Source organism: Streptomyces sp. JL2001 (genome assembly GCF_050917515.1).
In the GTDB taxonomy this organism is placed as follows: Bacteria; Actinomycetota; Actinomycetes; order Streptomycetales; family Streptomycetaceae; genus Streptomyces.
In genome coordinates this window covers 3,902,931-3,921,455 of sequence record NZ_CP169421.1, presented here as the reverse complement: position 1 = coordinate 3,921,455, position 18,525 = coordinate 3,902,931, and the positions used below count along the sequence as shown (strand labels likewise).

Here is an 18,525-nt window from a genome sequence, read left to right as displayed (position 1 = left end):
TGCCCACAGTCGGCCGCTATGCACGACACGCGGCGGCCGACGATGGTTGTGCGGGACTGCCTTCCTAGCGTCCCAGCCGTCCGCGGACCATACCGACCATGGAGTTCAGCTCCTCGATCCGCATGCGCTTCGCCGCCACGAAGAAGACACCCAGCAGGACCGCTCCGCCCACCAGAAGGGCGACGAGCGAACCCAGAGCACCCTCCCCGAGAAGCTTCAGAAGTCCGAAGCCCACCGCACCGGCCACGACCGCCGCAGGCACCGAGGCAAGGCAGAGACGTGCATAGGTTCGCATGACATGGGCACCGTCCAGATCGCCCCCCAGGCGATTACGCAGCCGGCGCCAGGCGACGCCCACGCCGACCATGTACGCGAGACCGTAGGAGGCGGCCATGCCGACCACGGCCCACTGGGCGGGAAGGACGAAGTAACAGGCCGCCGATGCCGCCGCGTTGACCGCGGCGACGATGACCGTGTTGTAGAAGGGCGTCCGGGTGTCCTCGTAGGCGTAGAAGCCGCGCAGGACGACGTACTGGACCGAGTAGGGGATCAGACCGAGGCCGAAGGCCATCAGGATGAAGCCCATGCCCTGGGCCGCCTCGACGCCGCTGGACGCGTAGAGCAGGGTGCACATCGGGACGCCGAGGGCCAGGAAGGCGAAGGAGACCGGCACGATCGCGACGGCCGAGTTCCGCAGGCCCTGCGAGATGTCGTCCCGGACGGCACCCGGATCGCCGTCGTGTGCGGCGCGCGAGATGCGCGGCAGCAGGGCGGCCATGACGGAGACGGTGATGATGGCCTGCGGCATGCCCCAGATCAACTGGGCGTTGGAGTAGGCCAGGAAGCCGGCACCGTTCCTGCCGGACTCCTCACCGGCCGCGGTGGCGAGCTGGGTCACGACCAGGACGCCGGCCTGGTTGGCCAGCACGAACAGCACGGTCCACTTGGCCAGTCTGACCGTCTTGCCGAGCCCGTGGCCCTTCCAGTCGAAGCGAGGACGGAAGCGGAAGCCGGTCTCGCGGAGGTACGGGATCATCGCCAGGGCCTGGACGACGAGGCCGAGCAGGGTACCGATGCCGAGCAGCCGGACACCCTCCTCCGGGATCGTCTGCACGCCCATGTGGGATTCGGCGGAGGTCCCGTAGACCCAGATGAAGAGGCCGAAGGTGACGATCATGACGATGTTGTTGAGGACCGGGGTCCACATCATCGCGCCGAACTTGCCTCGTGCGTTGAGGATCTGACCCATCACCACATGCACACCCATGAAGAAGATGGTGGGCAGGCAGTAGCGGGCGAAGGTGACCGCGACGCTGTTGGCCGCGGCGTCGTCGGCGATGGTGTTCGACATCAGCCGGATCAGCAGAGGGGCCGCGAAGACGGCGATGGCCACGATCGCGCCGAGCGCCACCATGACGAGCGTGAGCAGCCGGTTGGCGTACGCCTCGCCGCCGTCCTCGTCGTTCTTCATCGAGCGGACCAGCTGCGGCACGAAGACCGAGTTGAGGCCGCCGCCGACAGTGAGGATGTAGATCATCGTGGGCAGCGTGTACGCGACGGTGAAGGTGTCACCGAGCAGGGCGGCGCCGAGCGCGCCCGTGATCACGAGGCTGCGGACGAAGCCGGTGAGCCGGGAGACCAGCGTGCCGGCCGCCATGACCGCGCTCGACTTCAGCAGGCCGGAGGCGCGGCCGGACTTCTTCGGTGCGGGCGCGGGCATCGGGTTCGGCTCCGGAGCGGGCGGGGGCACCTGCCCCGGGGTCTGCTGGTCCCGGTAGAGGTGCGCGAAGGCATCCGGCTCGGGTTCCTCGTCCCCGGCCCGGGTGACCAGGTCGTCGACGCCGGTGAACTGGACCGTGCGGGCGTCGTCGCCGTAGGGCAGGTGGCGCGAGGGGCCGTCCGGCTCGGGTGCCGGGGTCTGGGCCCACACCCGCGGGTCCGGGGCGTGCGGAGGCGACGCCGGCTGCTGGTAGAGCGGCTGCGGTTCCTGGTAGGTGCCCGGCGGGGGCGGCGGGTGGGCGGCGCGGTCGTAGAGCGCCTCTCCCACCGGGTCCTGTGAGGACAGGTCCTGGGCCCGATAGGGATCGTGGGCGTAGGCGTCCTGGACGTAGGGGTCCTGGGCGTACGGATTCTCTCCGTGCGGGTCGGGGGCGGGCTGCGGCGGGGGCATCGGCCCTCGGCCGGGTCCCTGGGGGCCCGCAGGCGTGCCGCCGGACGGCTCGGTGCCGCCCGCGCCCTGGCCGCGGTCACCGTCGTACGGCGCGTTCATGGTTACCCCACCTCATCGTCCCCGGCCGACCGGCCACGACATCGCTCAACGGTCCACTTTCTCACCCGCGCCGGACGGGTCGCCGCTTTCGGGACCGGTGTCCGGCACAGGGTCACTCGGCTGCTCCGGTTCGTCGCTCTCCGTGGTCTCTGCCTCGGAGTTTCGGGCCGCCGCGCGCTTCCGCTGGGTGTACATCCGTACCCCGGCGAGCACGAGCAGCAGCACGCCACCGGCGATGACGAGCATCACGGTCGAGGTGATCTCGGAGACCCGCACGGTGAAGGTGATGGGGTCACCGTACGGCTCGCCCTCCTCCGTGTAGAGCTGGGCCGTCATCGGGACCGGGCCGTTGGCGTTGGCCGAAGCGGGGAACTTCACGGACTGGCTGTGCCCGGCGCCGATCTTGACCGGCAGCTCGGCGAAGGGCTCGTCGCCGTTGAGCTGCAGACGGGTCTTGTTGCTGGAGGTCAGTCGCAGCACCAGGTGGTCGACGCCCTGCAGGAGCTTGTTCTGCACCGTGACCGGGATGGTCGCGCTGCGGCCCGACAGGGTGAGGTCGGACTTCTCGATCAGCCTGACCTCGTCGGTGATGCCCTCGAGGTAGAGGGACACCTGGGTCCGGTACGCGCCGGCGGCCTCGGGCCGGCCACGCCACGAGGTCGACATCTCCCGGCTGATCGCGGTGCCGAACGGTGTCACGACACGGTCCGGCTGGGTCAGGATGACCTTGAAGTCGTCCAGGCCCTCCCGCGTCTCCCGCATCCGGCGGAACGCCTCCAGACCCAGCTCCTGCTTCCGCAGCTCCCGCGGATACCTGGAGGAGCCGGGCACCCTGGTCGAGGCCTCCGGGGACGTCGTCTCGGCGGCGGCCAGCAGGTCCAGCGGCTCGGTCCACCGCTTGGCCGACAGCCCGCGCAGCGCGCTCGCCATGGTCTGCACCTGCGAGGTCGTCGGGATGCGCTGCGGAGCGACGACGATGCTGCGCTGCCGGTCCGGCTGCTCCAGGGTCACGGCGAGCGACTGAGCCAGGAATTCCTGGACCGCCGTCGTCGAGTTCCCGGTGTGGAGCATGTCGCCCTCGAAGGCGGTGGAGAGGGAGGCGTCGCTCACGACGGCGGTGGTGCCCCCGCCGATGGGGCGCGCGGCCGTGGGCGTGTACGGGAGGTCGTCCCGGAAGCTGTCGCTGCGCGCGATCACCTTGCGAGCGCCGGCCGAGGTGGCCACCGCCATGATCGAGGGGTCGACGGCGCCGTCCACCGGCCAGGAGAAGTCCGTGGACGGCTTCACGTGGAGGACGGTCTCGACGGTCGACCCGGCCAGCTCCGTCGCGGTCTGGAGGTTGCTGAGCGAGCCCGGGACGCTCTTCCCCGAGTGGGCCAGGGAGGCGATGTCGGGGTCGGCGAACGGCAGGGCGACGATCTTGTCCCCCGCGACGGCCTTCTCCAGGGAGTCCAGCCACTGCTTGGCCACGGCCTGGTTCCGGCCGGGCACGTCGCCCGCACCGCTCTTGACGCGGTAGTTCTTCGTCATGGCGTCGACGGTGGCCAGCAGGTCCGGATCGATCACCCAGGTGATGGGGAGGTCCTTGCCCAGCGTGACCATCTGCTCCAGCCGCCCGCCGGGGGCCAGCTCGCCGGCCAGCTCGTCGGTCTCGAAGACGGGCGTCTGCTGGTCGTCCGATCCGGTCTGCGCGGCCACGTGGGACGTGGAGATCAGCGGCCAGAGGTAGGTGAGCCGGGTCTTCTTCTCGGCTGGATCGGGCTGGTACGGGAGGAAGGTCCGCTTGATCCCGAGGACCCGGTCACCGGGCTGCGCCACGGTGTGGCCGGTCAGGGAGACGCCCAGCTGGTAGACCCCCTCCTCGTCGAGGCCGAGCTTGGACACGGGGACCGCGAGCGTGAACTCCTGGGCCAGCCCGGCCGCAAGCCGCGGAATCTTCAGGGTGTAGGCGCCACCCAGCGCCGCGGGGTCGCTGTCCGGGCGGAATCCGGTCCGCCCGGCCACCTGCTCGATCTCGCTTCGACTGGTCATCCGGGGACCGACCCGGACGTCCACCGTGGCATCCGTGATCGTCTGCTTGCCCTGGTTCGTCAGCGTGCCGGAGATCGTCAGGGTGTCGCCCTCGACCGGCGCGCTCGGTGTGAGCGTGTCGAGAGACACAGCGACGGTGCGGGATCCGGTGGGGGCGGCCTGAGGTGCGGCCTGGGGTGCGACCGTCCCGGCGGCGACCGCCGTGGGAGCGGCCGGCAGCTGGAGGAGTCCGGCCAGCAACGGCGCCGCCGCGGCGAACGCCGCCGCCCGCCGCAGCCATCGACGGGCAGGAGAGGGTGAGGTCCCCTGGATGTCTGCCGCCTCGGCCACGCGTTCGCCCATCCTCGTCGTATCAGTGGTGTCGGTGGTTTCCGGTTGCTGTGTCCAGGCATGGTAACGAGGCACGCTGTGGCCAAGTGCCGGGGACTGCTCCAGCCGATGGGTCGACGCGGTGCCGAGCGGCCGGTTCCGCGGGAAATCGAGGACGTCACCAGGGGCCGGGGCACGTACCCTTTTCTGTTGTGCCGAACGCCAACGAAGACACCCCGACTGAACTGAGCCAGGTGCAGCGCCGCGCGGTCAGCGAACTGCTGCGCGTCTCCCCTGTCGCCGACGACCTCGCCGTCCGTTTCCAGGAGGCGGGGTTCCGCCTCGCGCTGGTCGGCGGCTCGGTCCGGGATGCCTTGCTCGGCAGGCTCGGCAACGACCTGGACTTCACCACGGACGCGCGCCCGGAGGACGTCCTCAAGATCGTCCGCCCCTGGGCCGACGCGGTCTGGGAGGTCGGGATCGCCTTCGGCACGGTCGGCTGCCAGAAGAGCGGCTACCAGATCGAGGTGACCACGTACCGCTCCGAGGCCTACGACCGGACGTCGCGCAAGCCTGAGGTCTCCTACGGCGACTCCATCGAGGAGGACCTCGTCCGACGGGACTTCACGGTCAACGCCATGGCCGTCGCCCTCCCCGAGAAGGAGTTCATCGACCCGCACGGTGGCCGCGACGATCTTTCCGCGCGGGTGCTGCGTACCCCCGGAACCCCGGAGGAGTCCTTCTCCGACGACCCGCTGCGCATGATGCGTGCCGCACGGTTCGCCGCCCAGCTGGACTTCGAGGTGGCTCCCGAGGTCGTCACGGCCATGACGGAGATGGCCGACCGGATCGAGATCGTCTCCGCGGAGCGGGTCCGGGACGAGTTCAACAAGCTCCTGCTCTCCACCCACCCTCGCAAGGGCCTCGGCCTGCTGGTCACCACCGGCCTCGCCGAGCGGGTGCTGCCGGAACTGCCCGCGCTGCGACTGGAGAGTGACGAGCACCACCGGCACAAGGACGTCTACGAGCACTCCCTGACCGTCCTGGACCAGGCGATCGACCTGGAGGAGGACGGGCCGGACCTGGTGCTGCGGCTGGCGGCCCTGCTCCACGACATCGGCAAGCCGCGCACGCGCCGCTTCGAGAAGGACGGCCGGGTCTCCTTCCACCACCACGAGGTGGTCGGGGCGAAGATGACCAAGAAGCGCATGACGGCGCTCAAATACTCGAACGAGATGATCAAGGACGTCTCGCGCCTGGTGGAGCTGCACCTGCGCTTCCACGGCTACGGAACCGGCGAGTGGACCGACTCCGCGGTGCGCCGCTACGTGCGGGACGCCGGCCCCCTGCTCTCGCGGCTGCACAAGCTGACCCGTTCGGACTGCACGACGCGCAACAAGCGCAAGGCAGGTGCCCTCTCCCGCGCCTACGACGGCCTGGAGGAGCGGATCGCCCAGCTGCAGGAGCAGGAGGAGCTGGACTCGATCAGGCCCGACCTGGACGGCAACCAGATCCAGGAAGTGCTGGGGATCCGCCCGGGCCCGGCCGTCGGCCAGGCGTACAAGTTCCTGCTGGAGCTGCGCCTGGAGAACGGGCCGATGGAGCACGAGGCTGCCGTCGCGGCACTCAAGGACTGGTGGACGACTCAGGGCTGAGTCGGCTCCGTCGATGTTTCACGTGAAACATCGACGGATTGGACGCGATGAGGGGTGATGTTTCACGTGAAACATCACCCCTCATCGCGTCGGCGCATCAGGAGGAGGGTGGTCGCCGCGTACAGGGACGCGACCATGGCGATCAGGAGGGTGGAGCGACCGTCCGGCGGCAGCATCAGGGCCGCGACCGCCGCCGCGCTGACGAAGGCGACGTTGAAGAGCACGTCGTAGAGCGAGAAGATCCGTCCCCGGTAGGCGTCGTCCACCGTCGTCTGCACCACGGTGTCCGTCGCGATCTTGGTGCCCTGGGTGATCAGGCCGAGGACGAAGGCGGAAATCAGGAACGGCGCCGGAGCGAAGGTCAGCCCCAGGGCGGGTACCAGGACCGCCGCGGTTCCCGTGCAGACGGCCATCCAGCCGAACGGTCCGAAGCGTCCCACCGCCCAGGGGGAAGCCACCGCGGCGGCGAAGAAGCCGGCACCCGAGAAGGCGAGGGCGAGGCCCAGCAGGGCAAGCCCCTGGGACTCGGTGCTGCTCCAGGCGTACCGGCACAGCATGAACACGGTCACGGTCACCGCGCCGTAGCAGAAGCGCACCAGGGTCATCGCGGCCAGTGCCTGCACCGCGGGGCGTCGTTCGGCGAGGTGGCGCACTCCCGCCATCAGCCCCCGTACCGTCGATCCCAGGGCGGCGGTGAGTGAGGTCTGCACCTGCTCGGGATCCGGGCCGAGGAGTTCGCGGGACATGCGCAGCGAAGCGAGAGCGGCACAGAGATAGAGGACGGCGCCCAGGGCGACCACCGCGGCATCGGACTCCGAGGAGATCAGACGCACGCCGAACGCGAGCCCCCCGCCCAGCGTCGCGGCGAGAGTGCCGGCGGTCGGGGAGAGGGAGTTGGCCACGACCAGCCGCTCCTCGTCGACCACGCGCGGCAGCGAGGCCGAGAGGCCGGCCAGGACGAAGCGGTTGACGGCGGTGACGGACAGCGCGGAGGCGTAGAAGAGCCAGTCCGGCGCGGAGGCGAGCATCAGGGCTGCCGTGCCGCAGGCCAGGACGGTGCGGAGTAGGTTGCCGTAGAGGAAGACCTGACGGCGCTGCCATCGGTCGAGCAGGACGCCGGCGAAGGGGCCGATGAGCGAGTAGGGGAGCAGGAGGACGGCCATGGCCGAGGCGATGGCGGCCGGCGAGGTCTGTTTCTCCGGGGAGAAGACGACGTACGTGGCCAGCGCCACCTGGTAGACGCCGTCGGCGGCTTGCGAGAGCAGGCGGACGGCGAGCAGGCGGCGGAAGTCGGTCAGGCGCAGGAGTACGCGCAGATCACGTACGACGGACATGGCAGCAAGACTCACATACGCGGAGTGCCCCCGGACGACAGGCCGGGGGCACTCGTGCGACGCGTGGGTGTGGCGCTTAGCGCTCGACCTCACCCTTGATGAACTTCTCGACGTTGACCAGGGCCTCGTCGTCGAAGTACTGCACCGGCGGGGACTTCATGAAGTACGAGGACGCGGAGAGGATGGGGCCGCCGATGCCCCGGTCCTTGGCGATCTTCGCGGCGCGCAGGGCGTCGATGATGACACCGGCCGAGTTCGGGGAGTCCCACACCTCGAGCTTGTACTCCAGGTTCAGCGGGACGTCGCCGAAGGCGCGACCCTCGAGGCGGACGTACGCCCACTTGCGGTCGTCCAGCCAGGCCACGTAGTCCGACGGACCGATGTGGACGTTCTTCTCGCCCAGCTCGCGGTCGGGGATCTGCGAGGTGACGGCCTGGGTCTTCGAGATCTTCTTCGACTCGAGGCGGTCGCGCTCGAGCATGTTCTTGAAGTCCATGTTGCCGCCGACGTTGAGCTGCATGGTGCGCTCAAGACGGACACCGCGGTCCTCGAACAGCTTCGCCATCACGCGGTGCGTGATGGTGGCGCCGACCTGGGACTTGATGTCGTCGCCGACGATCGGGACACCGGCCTCGGTGAACTTGTCGGCCCACTCCTTGGTGCCGGCGATGAAGACCGGGAGGGCGTTGACGAAGGCGACCTTGGCGTCGATGGCGCACTGCGCGTAGAACTTCGCCGCGTCCTCGGAGCCCACGGGCAGGTAGCAGACCAGCACGTCGACCTGGCGGTCCTTGAGGATCTGGACGACGTCCACCGGCTCCTCGGCGGACTCTTCGATGGTCATGCGGTAGTACTTGCCGAGACCGTCGAGGGTGTGGCCGCGCTGCACCGTGACGCTCTTGTTCGGGACGTCGCAGATCTTGATGGTGTTGTTCTCGCTGGCGCCGATGGCGTCGGAGAGGTCGAGGCCGACCTTCTTGGCGTCGACGTCGAAGGCGGCGACGAAGTCGACGTCACCGACGTGGTACTCGCCGAACTGGACGTGCATCAGGCCGGGCACCTTGGTCGCCGGGTCGGCGTCCTTGTAGTACTCGACGCCCTGCACCAGCGAGGCGGCGCAGTTGCCCACGCCGACGATGGCTACGCGAACCGAACCCATTTCCGGTTGCTCCCTGTGTGATCGTGGAAGCCCTGCAGGTCGCAGGGTTTCACTTGGCGGTGTCGTCGGACGGATCCGGCCGGGTACTGCCCCCGTGCCGGGGCAGGCCGCCCGTTTCTCCAGAATCGTTGTCCTGCTGAGCGGCGCCCTCGGGGGCGTCGGGGCCGGATCGCTGATCCCGCCCCGCCCGCTCGCTCTCGATGAGCTCGTTCAGCCAGCGCACTTCGCGCTCCACGGACTCCATTCCGTGGCGCTGCAGCTCAAGCGTGTAGTCGTCGAGGCGCTCGCGGGTCCGGGCCAGAGAGGCGCGCATCTTCTCCAGACGCTCCTCCAGCCGGCTGCGGCGGCCTTCCAGTACGCGCATCCGCACCTCGCGCTCGGTCTGACCGAAGAAGGCGAAGCGGGCGGCGAAGTGTTCGTCCTCCCAGGCGTCCGGACCGGCGTGGGAGAGGAGCTCCTCGAAGTGCTCCTTACCTTCCGCCGTCAACCGGTAGACGATCTTGGCGCGGCGCCCTGCGAGTGATGCCGCGAGCGCGTCCTCCGGGGCGCTGCCGGGCTCCTCGATCAACCAGCCGTTGCCGACCAGCGTCTTGAGGCAGGGGTAGAGGGTCCCGTAGCTGAAGGCCCGGAAGATTCCCAGTGACGTGTTGAGCCGCTTCCGCAGCTCGTACCCGTGCATCGGGGCTTCCCTGAGCAGGCCGAGGACGGCGAACTCAAGGATTCCGGAGCGTCTGCTCATCCGTCGCCTCCTCCGCCATCGGGACTCTTATGCCGTACTGATGTATCGACTCGATACATCCTGACGATAGAACGGCGATTCTGCTGCGACAAGTGAGGTCGCCGTGACCGGCGTCACATCATCAATTCACAGCAATCGACTTGCCTGATTTGGGGTGAACTTAGCCCCTAGGCAGGTTTTGACCGTGCGTAGTCTGTGCGGCATGCAGACCACCGGGAACCAGGCGACGCCGCGAGACGTCAGTGATCCAGGTGACCGGCTGCAGCACGGAACTGCCTCCCACGAGGTGCGTTCCTGCGCATTTCGGGGGGACCGGAACTCAACTGCCGCTTCCAGGCGTACGCGCCTGCCCGAGGAGTAGTCGTTCGATGAGCGAGCACCGTCGCAGAATGCCGCAGCAACAGCCGCCCGGTGGCGGACGTGCGGCGGCCCGGCGCGCCGCCCAGCAGCCCACGGGCCGCAGGTCGGCCCAGGCGCGGGACGTCAGTACCGGATCTCCTTCGTCCGGGTACGAGGAGGAGCGGCCCTACGGTGGCCGGGCCGAGGCCCGCCGTGCCGCGCAGCGCGGTGGCGGCGGCAGGCGCCGCGGCCCCGACAACGCCGGTCCCGGGGGTAACGGTGGCGGCCGCCGCGGTGGCGGCGGCGGACAGGGCGGCCCCGGCCGGGGCGGCCGTGGCGGTCCTCCGCCGGGCCGCAAGCGGCTGATCGACTACCCGCGGTACGGCAAGTACGGCTGGCGTCGCTGGATGCCGTCCTGGAAGCTGACGACCGGCCTCTTCCTGGCCTTCTTCGGCAGCCTGATGGGCGCGGCGACCGTCGCGTACGCCCTGGTGGGCGTGCCCAACGAGGACCTGGCCGCCAAGGCGCAGAACAACGTCTACTACTGGTCCGACGGCAGCCAGATGGCCGCGACCGGTGGTGAGGTCAACCGGCAGATCATCGGGATCGAGAACATCCCGCTGGACATGCAGAACGCGGTGATCTCGGCCGAGAACAAGACGTTCCGCGAGGACTCCGGCATCGACCCGATGGGCATCGGCCGGGCCGTGTGGAACATGGCCAAGGGCGGCGACACCCAGGGTGGCTCGACCATCACCCAGCAGTACGTGAAGAACAACCGGCTCGCCGACCAGTCGCAGACCCTGAGCCGGAAGGTGAAGGAGCTCTTCATCTCCATCAAGGTCGGCACCGACCTGGACAAGAAAGAAATCATGGCGGGGTACCTCAACACCGCCTACTACGGCCGTGGCGCCTACGGCATCCAGGCGGCGGCCCGCACGTACTACGGCAAGGACGCCAAGGAGCTGAACGCCAGCGAGTGCGCCTTCCTCGCCGCGCTGCTCAAGGGAGCCACGTACTACGACCCGGCCGGCTACCCCGAGATCGACCCGAAGGCCAGCGCCGCCGCCAACACCGAGCGCGCCAAGGAGCGCTGGGGCTGGATCCTCTCCGAGATGGTCAAGGACGGCCACCTCTCGGAGGCGAAGGCCCAGCCGTTCCTCGGCGAGGACAAGTTCCCCGACCCGCTGCCGCCGAAGAAGAGCGCGGCGCTGAGCGGCCAGACCGGTTACCTGGTGAGCCTCGCCAAGGCGTACTTCATCAACAACAACGACCAGGGCAAGACGGAGACGGACCTCGCCCGCGGCGGGTTCGAGATCTACACGACCTTCGACAAGAAGAAGGTCGCCGCCCTGGAGAAGTCCGTCAAGAAGATCTACACCGAGCACATCGACCCGAAGAAGCGCCCTAAGGAGGACACCCACGTCCAGTTCGGCGGCGCTTCGGTGGATCCGCGGACCGGTGCGATCGTCGCCATCTACGGCGGGACCAACGCCACCACGCACTTCACCAACAACGCCGACCAGACCGGTGCCCAGGTCGGATCGACCTTCAAGCCCTTCGTGCTGGCCGCCGCGATGAAGGACGGCGTCAGGGACAAGGACGGGGGCGACGTGCAGGACGCGTCCACCCGGAAGCTCGTCGACCCGGACACGGCCCGCTACAACGGCCAGAACAAGCTCCGCATCAAGCGCTACGACGGCTCGGTCTGGCACGACGAGAACGGCAACGAGTGGCTCCAGGTCAACGACGACAACGCGAGCTACAAGGACATGACCCTGCGTGAGGCCATGATCCGTTCCGCCAACTCCCCGTACGTCCAGCTCGGCATGGACGTCGGCATCGACAAGGTCCGCCAGGCCGCCGTCGACGCCGGGCTGCTCGAGAGCTCGCTGGTGAAGGCGAACGTGCCGTCGTTCTCCCTCGGTATCTCCGACCCCAGCGCGATCCGGATGGCCGGCTCCTACGCGACCTTCGCCAACAACGGCGAGCGCAACGACCCGTTCTCCGTGAAGAAGGTCATGGAGAAGGGCCAGGTCATCTACGAGCACAAGACCGTGGGCAAGCGGGTCTTCTCCACCGCGGTCGCCAGCAACATCACCGACGTGCTCAAGGACGTCGTCGAGAAGGGCACCGGCAAGAAGGCCAGGCTCGACGACCGCGACGCGGCCGGCAAGACGGGTACGACCGACGGCAACAACTCCGCCTGGTTCGTGGGCTACACCCCGCAGCTCTCCACGGCGATCGACATGTACCGCTTCGACGACAACGCCAAGAACACGAAGCGCAAGTTCGAGTCCATGTACGGCACCGGCGCCCAGCCCAAGATCCACGGTTCGTCGTTCCCGTCGCAGATCTGGAACGACTACATGAGCACGGTGCTCAAGGGCGAGAAGGTCATGTCCTTCCCCGAGCCGGAGGACCTCGACACCGAGCCCGTGTACGGCGGCGGCGCCGTCAGCCCGACCCCGACGCCGACCGACACGCCGTCGGCGACCCCGTCCGACACCCCGTCGACGACTCCCCCGACGACGCCCAGCCAGACCCCGGGCAAGCCGGGCAAGACCTGTGACGTCTGGGACTGGCAGTGCAGCACCAGCAGTGGTCAGGACGGCGGGGCCACCTCGGGCAACGACAACGGCGGGACGAACACCGGGACGACGAGCGGCTCCACGGGGACGCCCACGCCGACACCGACCGACACCAGCGGGGGCGGCAGACCCAATGGCGGCACCGGCTTCCTGGGCGGCGGCTGACCGCTCCCGGCAGCGCCCTGAGGGCCGCCGCACCCGATCCGTACCTCGTGTACGCGTCGGGTGCGGCGGCCCTCGCCGTGTTCCCGGGGGCGTACGGCAGGATGTCCCCCATGCCGAGCCTCCAGAAGACGAGTCCGCCACAGGACCGGCCGCAGGACCGGGCGGTGGTGTGCCCCACGCACCGGGACGAGGTGGCCGCCGCGGGCAGTGAACTCATCGGCGGACCGATGGGCCGCCGCGCCCTGCTCGGCACCGGCGCCTTCACCCCCGTACGCGTGATCGCCCTGGTCGCCCTCGGGATGTTCGCGCTGGGCATGGTGCAGAAGATCCCCTGCTACGACTGGGCGTGGTTCCGGGGCACGACCTCGCAGTACACCCACGCCTGCTACTCGGACATCCCGCACCTCTTCGTGGCGCGGGGCTTCGCCGAAGGGCTCGTGCCCTACTTCGACCGGCTGAGCGGCGACATAGAGTTCCTGGAGTACCCCGTCCTGACGGGCCTGTTCATGGAGGTCGCGGCCTGGCTGACGCCCGGCGGCGCCGACATGACGCACCGCGAGCAGACCTACTGGATGATCAACGCGGCCATGCTGATGGTGTGCGCCGCGGTCCTGGTCGTCTGCGTCGCCCGGACGCACCGCCGCCGGCCCTGGGACGCCCTGCTCGTCGCCCTCGCCCCCGCGTTCGCCCTGACGGCCACCATCAACTGGGACCTGCTGGCGGTCGCCCTGACCGCCGCCGCCGTCCTCATGTGGTCACGAGGCCGGGTCCTCGCCTTCGGCGTCCTCATCGGACTCGCCACCGCGGCCAAGTTCTATCCGGTCCTGCTGCTCGGACCGCTGTTCCTGCTCTGCTGGCGGGCCGGCAAGTGGCGGGAGTTCGGCACGGCCCTGCTCGGGGCGGGCGGCGCGTGGCTGCTGGTCAACCTGCCGGTGATGCTGCCGGCCCCCGAGGGGTGGAAGCAGTTCTACACGTTCAGCACCGAACGGAACGTCGACTTCGGTTCGGTGTGGCTCCTGATCAGCCAGCGGACGGGCGAGCAGATCGCGCCGGGCACCGCGAACATCCTCGCGATCCTGCTCATGCTTCTCGCCTGCGCGGGCCTGGGCGTGCTCGCGCTGACCGCACCCCGCCGGCCCCGGTTCGTCCAGCTCGCCTTCCTGGTCGTGGCCGCGTTCGTCCTGACCAACAAGGTGTACTCCCCGCAGTACGTCCTCTGGCTGATCCCGCTGGCCGCGCTGGCACGGCCGCGCTGGCGCGACTTCCTGATCTGGCAGGCGTGCGAGGTCCTGTACTTCCTGGGCATCTGGCTGTACCTGGCCTTCACCACCAGCGGCAGCAAGCAGGGCCTGCCGACGGACGGCTACCACTTCGTCCTCGTCCTGCACGTGGTCGGCACGCTGTACCTGTGCGCCGTGGTCGTACGCGACGTTCTGGCGCCCGAACGGGACGTGGTCCGGCAGGACGGCTCGGACGATCCCTCCGGGGGCGTCCTGGACGGCGCCGAGGACGTCTTCGTCCGGGGCAGGGCCGCCCATCCGGCCCGGCACGCGGCGCAGGCCGTGGAAGGACCGCGCGTGCAGTGGGGCGCGGTCGGCGAATAACGCCCGAGAACCGCGTCCGGGCACCGGGATCACCCCGGGTCGGACGCGGTTCTCGTGTGCCCTGACGGGCTCGTGGTGCGGGGTGCGCGGCCCGGCTCGGCCACGGGAGCCGGAGCGGCGGCTCAGCGCTCGACGAGCCGGTCGAACTGGGTCGTCGTGTGGCGGAGGTGGGCCACCAGCTCGTCGCCGACCTTCGGCTCCTGGGCGTCGGACGGCACGAACAGGATCGAGACCTGCATGTGCGGCGGCTCGGCGAACCAGCGCTGCTTGCCGGCCCAGACGAAGGGCGACAGGTTCCGGTTGACGGTCGCCAGACCTGCCCGGGCCACGCCCTTCGCGCGGGGCATCACCCCGTGCATCGCCTTGGGGGCCTCCAGCCCCACGCCGTGCGAGGTGCCGCCGGCGACGACCACCAGCCAGCCGTCGGAGGCGGCCTTCTGCTGCCGGTAGCCGAAGCGGTCCCCCTTGGCCACGCGGGTGACGTCCAGGACGGAGCCGCGGTACTCGGTGGCCTCGTGGTCCCCGAGCCACAGCCGGGTGCCGATCCGGGCGCGGAACCGGGTCTGCGGGAACTGCTGGCGCAGCCTGGCCTGCTCCTCGGCCCGCAGGTGGCTCACGAACATCGTGTGCAGCGGCAGCCGGGCGGCCCGCAGGCGGTCCATCCAGCCGATGACCTCCTCGACCGCGTCGGTGCCGTCCGTGCGGTCCAGCGGGAGGTGCAGGGCGAAGCCCTCCAGCCGTACGTCCTCGATGGCGGCGTGCAGCCGGCCGAGGTCCTCCTCGAGGACGCCGTGGCGCTTCATCGAGCTCATGCACTCGATGACGACCCGCGCGCCCACCAGGGCGTGCACACCGTCCACGGAGGACACCGAGCGGATCACCCGGTCCGGCAGCGGAACCGGTTCCTCACCCCGTCGGAAGGGGGTGAGGACCAGCAGGTCACCGCCGAACCAGTCCTTGATCTTCGCGGCTTCGTAGGTGGTGCCGACGGCCAGCATGTCCGAGCCGAACCGGGCCGCCTCGTCCGCCAGCCGCTCGTGGCCGAAGCCGTAGCCGTTGCCCTTGCAGACCGGGATCAGACCGGGGAACTGGTCGATCACGGTCTTCTGGTGCGCCCGCCAGCGAGCGGTGTCGACGTAGAGGGAGAGCGCCATGGCCGGCCCGGGACCTTTCTGGTGGCTGCGGTGTATTCAGAGGTATGTACGAGACCTACAGATTACGTACGAGACTACGCAACCGTCAGCGGCGCGACATGTAGATGTCCAGCGCCTTGTGCAGGAGCTTGTTGAGCGGGAAGTCCCACTCGCCGACGTACTCCACGGCCTCGCCGCCCGTGCCCACCTTGAACTGGATGAGGCCGAAGAGGTGGTCGGTCTCGTCCAGGGAGTCCGAGATGCCGCGCAGGTCGTAGACGGTGGCGCCCATCGCGTACGCGTCGCGCAGCATCCGCCACTGCATGGCGTTCGAGGGCCTGACCTCGCGGCCGATGTTGTCGGAGGCGCCGTAGGAGTACCAGACGTGACCGCCGACGACGAGCATCGTGGCGGCGGACAGGTTCACTCCCTCGTGCCGCGCGAAGTAGAGCCGCATGCGGTTGGGGTCCTCGCTGTTGAGGACGGTCCACATCCGCTGGAAGTAGGACAGGGGGCGCGGCCGGAAGTGGTCCCGGACGGCGGTGATCTCGTACAGCCGCTGCCACTCGGCGAGGTCCTCGTAGCCGCCCTGGACGACCTCGACACCGGCCTTGTCGGCCTTCTTGATGTTGCGGCGCCACAGCTGGTTGAAGCCCTTGAGGACGTCGTCCAGCGAGCGGTTGGCGAGCGGGACCTGGAAGACGTAGCGGGGCTGGACGTCGCCGAAGCCGGCGCCGCCGTCCTCGCCCTGCTGCCAGCCCATCTTCCGCAGCCGGTCGGCCACTTCGAAGGCGCGCGGCTCGATGTGGGTGGCCTCGACGTCCTTCAGGCGCTTGACGTCCGGGTCCTGGATGCCGGACTTGATCGCGGCCGAGTCCCAGCGGCGGATGACCACCGGCGGGCCCATCTTCACCGAGAAGGCGCCCTGCTGCTTGAGGTGCGCCAGCATCGGCTGGAGCCACTCGTCGAGGTTCGGGGCGTACCAGTTGATGACCGGGCCCTCGGGCAGGTAGGCCAAGTACCGCTTGATCTTCGGCAGCTGACGGTAGAGAACCAGACCGGCGCCGACGAGTTCGCCGGACTTGTCGAACCAACCCAGGTTCTCCGAGCGCCATTCGGTCTTCACATCAGCCCACGCCGGGACCTGGCAGTGGCTCGCCGAGGGCTGGCTCTGGATGAATGCCAGATGCTGCTCACGACTGATGGTCCTCAGGGTCAGGCTCATGGGGGCGCTCCTCGGCAGGTGTGTCCCCATCGGTACAGGGGCTCCGGCTCTCGCGCCGAAGCCTACTGTGACCGGGGAGCGCCCCGATGGGCCGTGTGGGGCCTCACCGCTCCCTCAGGCGAGGCCTCCGTAGAACATGCCGAGGTAGAAGCCCACCGCGGAGGCGCCGAGCCCGATGATCAAGGCGAAGCGTTCTCTGGTGGTCACGGAGATGAACTGTCCGTACGCGCCGGTCAGGATGCCGACCAGCCCGGTCCAGGAAGCCAGCACGTGCAGACCGTGGAACTGCGCGGTGATGAAGGAGAGGACTCCGAGGAAGAGCGTCACCCCGACCAGGGTGTCCTGGAGCGGGTGGGGCCTCCCGTCGCTGGCGAGGAGGGAATGTCCGGGGTCGGGTCGCATTGCCTGTGCCATGGGGCACCTCCTGGCGTGCCTGCCGGACGGCGGCGCGTCATCGCGCCGCCGACATCCGATGTGTACAGATTGCGTCCCCCGGCCACCGGATTTCAACCGCAGGGCGGTGTGCGGGTACTCTGTACGGTCTGCACCGGTGTCTGCCCAGGTCCGTCCTGGACCCGTACCGGCGATTCCCTCTCACCGAGGGGATTGTCAGTGGTGGCCGATACCGTTGCTTACGCATCACGACCCTCCTGCCACGGAACGACCGTGGCCGCTGAGTCCAAAGGAGGTGGGTTCCACATGCGTCACTACGAGGTGATGGTCATCCTCGACCCCGATCTCGAGGAGCGCGCTGTCTCCCCGCTGATCGAGAACTTCCTCTCCGTCGTCCGTGAGGGCAACGGAAAGGTCGAGAAGGTCGACACCTGGGGCCGTCGTCGTCTCGCCTACGAGATCAAGAAGAAGCCCGAGGGCATCTACTCGGTCATCGACCTGCAGGCCGAGCCTGCGGTCGTCAAGGAGCTCGACCGACAGATGAACCTGAACGAGTCGGTCCTCCGGACCAAGGTCCTCCGTCCCGAGACCCACTGAGCTTTCACCGCTCAGAGGTCATCGGGTTCGAGTAGCAGCAAGCAGCCAGCAGCAATCCCGCCGAGAGGTTCACCATGGCAGGCGAGACCGTCATCACGGTCGTCGGCAATCTTGTCGAAGACCCCGAGCTGCGCTTCACCCCGTCCGGTGCGGCGGTCGCGAAGTTCCGTATCGCGTCCACTCCCCGCACCTTCGACCGTCAGACCAATGAGTGGAAGGACGGCGAGAGCCTCTTCCTCACCTGCTCGGTCTGGCGTCAGGCGGCGGAGAACGTCGCCGAGTCGCTCCAGCGAGGCATGCGCGTCGTCGTGCAGGGCCGGCTGAAGCAGCGGTCCTACGAGGACCGCGAGGGCGTCAAGCGCACGGTCTACGAGCTGGACGTCGACGAAGTCGGCCCCAGCCTCAAGAACGCCACGGCCAAGGTCACCAAGACCACCGGTCGCGGTGGTCAGGGCGGCCAGGGTGGCTACGGCGGCGGTGGCGGCGGTCAGCAGGGCGGCGGCAGCTGGGGTGGAAACTCCGGCGGCGGCGCCCAGCAGGGTGGTGGCGGTGCTCCCGCCGACGACCCGTGGGCGACCAGCGCGCCGGCCGGCGGCGGCCAGCAGCAGGGCGGCGGAAGCGGCTGGGGTGGGAACTCCAGCGGCGGCGGCTACTCGGACGAGCCCCCCTTCTAGGGCACAGCCCCCGAAGGAAGCTCGTACCCACACTTCTTGATCACACAGGAGAAACACCATGGCGAAGCCGCCTGTGCGCAAGCCTAAGAAGAAGGTCTGCGCTTTCTGCAAGGACAAGACCGCGTACGTGGACTACAAGGACACGAACATGCTGCGGAAGTTCATTTCCGACCGCGGCAAGATCCGTGCCCGTCGCGTGACCGGCAACTGCACGCAGCACCAGCGTGACGTCGCCACGGCCGTCAAGAACAGCCGTGAGATGGCGCTGCTGCCCTACACGTCCACCGCGCGATAAGGGAAGGGTGACC

The 18,525-nt window shown here is 69.0% G+C and carries 14 protein-coding genes; 6 read left to right on the top strand and 8 right to left on the bottom strand.

The features are described 5' to 3' along the window. Nucleotides 1-64: 64 nt before the first annotated feature. Both murJ and ACE1OA_RS17420 read right to left on the bottom strand, forming a co-directional pair. Complete coding sequence (murJ, locus tag ACE1OA_RS17425) at nt 65-2,269, bottom strand: murein biosynthesis integral membrane protein MurJ (protein WP_356775116.1); 2,205 nt, start codon at nt 2,267-2,269, stop codon at nt 65-67. 45 nt (nt 2,270-2,314) lie between these two features. Then, nucleotides 2,315-4,630 carry a DUF6049 family protein gene (locus tag ACE1OA_RS17420; RefSeq protein ID WP_432753029.1) on the bottom strand — a complete coding sequence of 772 codons (2,316 nt, stop codon included), beginning with the start codon at nt 4,628-4,630 and terminating at the stop codon, nt 2,315-2,317. A gap of 191 nt (nt 4,631-4,821) precedes the next feature. On the opposite strand from ACE1OA_RS17420, the gene ACE1OA_RS17415 reads away from it, so the two are divergent. Beyond that, nucleotides 4,822-6,264 carry a CCA tRNA nucleotidyltransferase gene (locus tag ACE1OA_RS17415; RefSeq protein WP_384867867.1) on the top strand — a complete coding sequence of 481 codons (1,443 nt, stop codon included), beginning with the start codon at nt 4,822-4,824 and terminating at the stop codon, nt 6,262-6,264. A 74-nt stretch (nt 6,265-6,338) separates the two neighbouring features. Here the strand turns inward: ACE1OA_RS17415 and ACE1OA_RS17410 are convergent, their stop codons facing one another. From ACE1OA_RS17410 to ACE1OA_RS17400, 3 genes are all read right to left on the bottom strand, one after another. Then, the gene (locus ACE1OA_RS17410) at nt 6,339-7,598 is read right to left on the bottom strand and encodes an MFS transporter (RefSeq protein ID WP_384867869.1); all 1,260 of its coding nucleotides are present in this window, start codon (nt 7,596-7,598) and stop codon (nt 6,339-6,341) included. A 76-nt stretch (nt 7,599-7,674) separates the two neighbouring features. Then, nucleotides 7,675-8,757 carry an inositol-3-phosphate synthase gene (locus ACE1OA_RS17405; protein WP_432753028.1) on the bottom strand — a complete coding sequence of 361 codons (1,083 nt, stop codon included), beginning with the start codon at nt 8,755-8,757 and terminating at the stop codon, nt 7,675-7,677. A gap of 49 nt (nt 8,758-8,806) precedes the next feature. Next, on the bottom strand, nt 8,807-9,496 hold the full coding sequence (locus ACE1OA_RS17400) for a PadR family transcriptional regulator (protein ID WP_147978776.1): 690 nt from the start codon (nt 9,494-9,496) through the stop codon (nt 8,807-8,809). Nucleotides 9,497-9,864: 368 nt separating this feature from the next. Between ACE1OA_RS17400 and ACE1OA_RS17395 the strand changes: the two genes are divergently transcribed. After that, nucleotides 9,865-12,591, top strand: a complete 2,727-nt coding sequence (locus ACE1OA_RS17395; protein ID WP_432753027.1) for a transglycosylase domain-containing protein — start codon at nt 9,865-9,867, stop codon at nt 12,589-12,591. A gap of 110 nt (nt 12,592-12,701) precedes the next feature. After that, nucleotides 12,702-14,195 carry a glycosyltransferase family 87 protein gene (locus ACE1OA_RS17390; RefSeq protein WP_432753026.1) on the top strand — a complete coding sequence of 498 codons (1,494 nt, stop codon included), beginning with the start codon at nt 12,702-12,704 and terminating at the stop codon, nt 14,193-14,195. 122 nt (nt 14,196-14,317) lie between these two features. Here the strand turns inward: ACE1OA_RS17390 and ACE1OA_RS17385 are convergent, their stop codons facing one another. The 3 genes from ACE1OA_RS17385 to ACE1OA_RS17375 form a co-directional block, all read right to left on the bottom strand. Beyond that, nucleotides 14,318-15,349, bottom strand: coding sequence for an alanine racemase (locus tag ACE1OA_RS17385; protein WP_147978773.1), 1,032 nt, complete (start codon nt 15,347-15,349; stop codon nt 14,318-14,320). Between the two features lie 85 nt (nt 15,350-15,434). Then, nucleotides 15,435-16,553, bottom strand: coding sequence for a lipid II:glycine glycyltransferase FemX (locus ACE1OA_RS17380; RefSeq protein WP_356601310.1), 1,119 nt, complete (start codon nt 16,551-16,553; stop codon nt 15,435-15,437). Nucleotides 16,554-16,667: 114 nt separating this feature from the next. Beyond that, nucleotides 16,668-16,967 carry a hypothetical protein gene (locus tag ACE1OA_RS17375; RefSeq protein WP_356601309.1) on the bottom strand — a complete coding sequence of 100 codons (300 nt, stop codon included), beginning with the start codon at nt 16,965-16,967 and terminating at the stop codon, nt 16,668-16,670. Nucleotides 16,968-17,252: 285 nt separating this feature from the next. Here ACE1OA_RS17375 and rpsF point away from each other — a divergent pair, with 285 nt between their 5' ends. The 3 genes from rpsF to rpsR all read left to right on the top strand — a co-directional run bounded on the left by rpsF (nt 17,253) and on the right by rpsR (nt 18,512). Beyond that, nucleotides 17,253-17,543 (top strand): 30S ribosomal protein S6, encoded by a 291-nt coding sequence (gene rpsF, locus ACE1OA_RS17370; RefSeq protein WP_004950685.1) that lies wholly within the window; start codon nt 17,253-17,255, stop codon nt 17,541-17,543. A gap of 74 nt (nt 17,544-17,617) precedes the next feature. After that, complete coding sequence (locus ACE1OA_RS17365; RefSeq protein ID WP_356601308.1) at nt 17,618-18,217, top strand: single-stranded DNA-binding protein; 600 nt, start codon at nt 17,618-17,620, stop codon at nt 18,215-18,217. A gap of 58 nt (nt 18,218-18,275) precedes the next feature. Continuing rightward, nucleotides 18,276-18,512, top strand: coding sequence for a 30S ribosomal protein S18 (gene rpsR, locus ACE1OA_RS17360; RefSeq protein ID WP_005315025.1), 237 nt, complete (start codon nt 18,276-18,278; stop codon nt 18,510-18,512). The last annotated feature ends 13 nt before the right edge of the window (nt 18,513-18,525 follow it).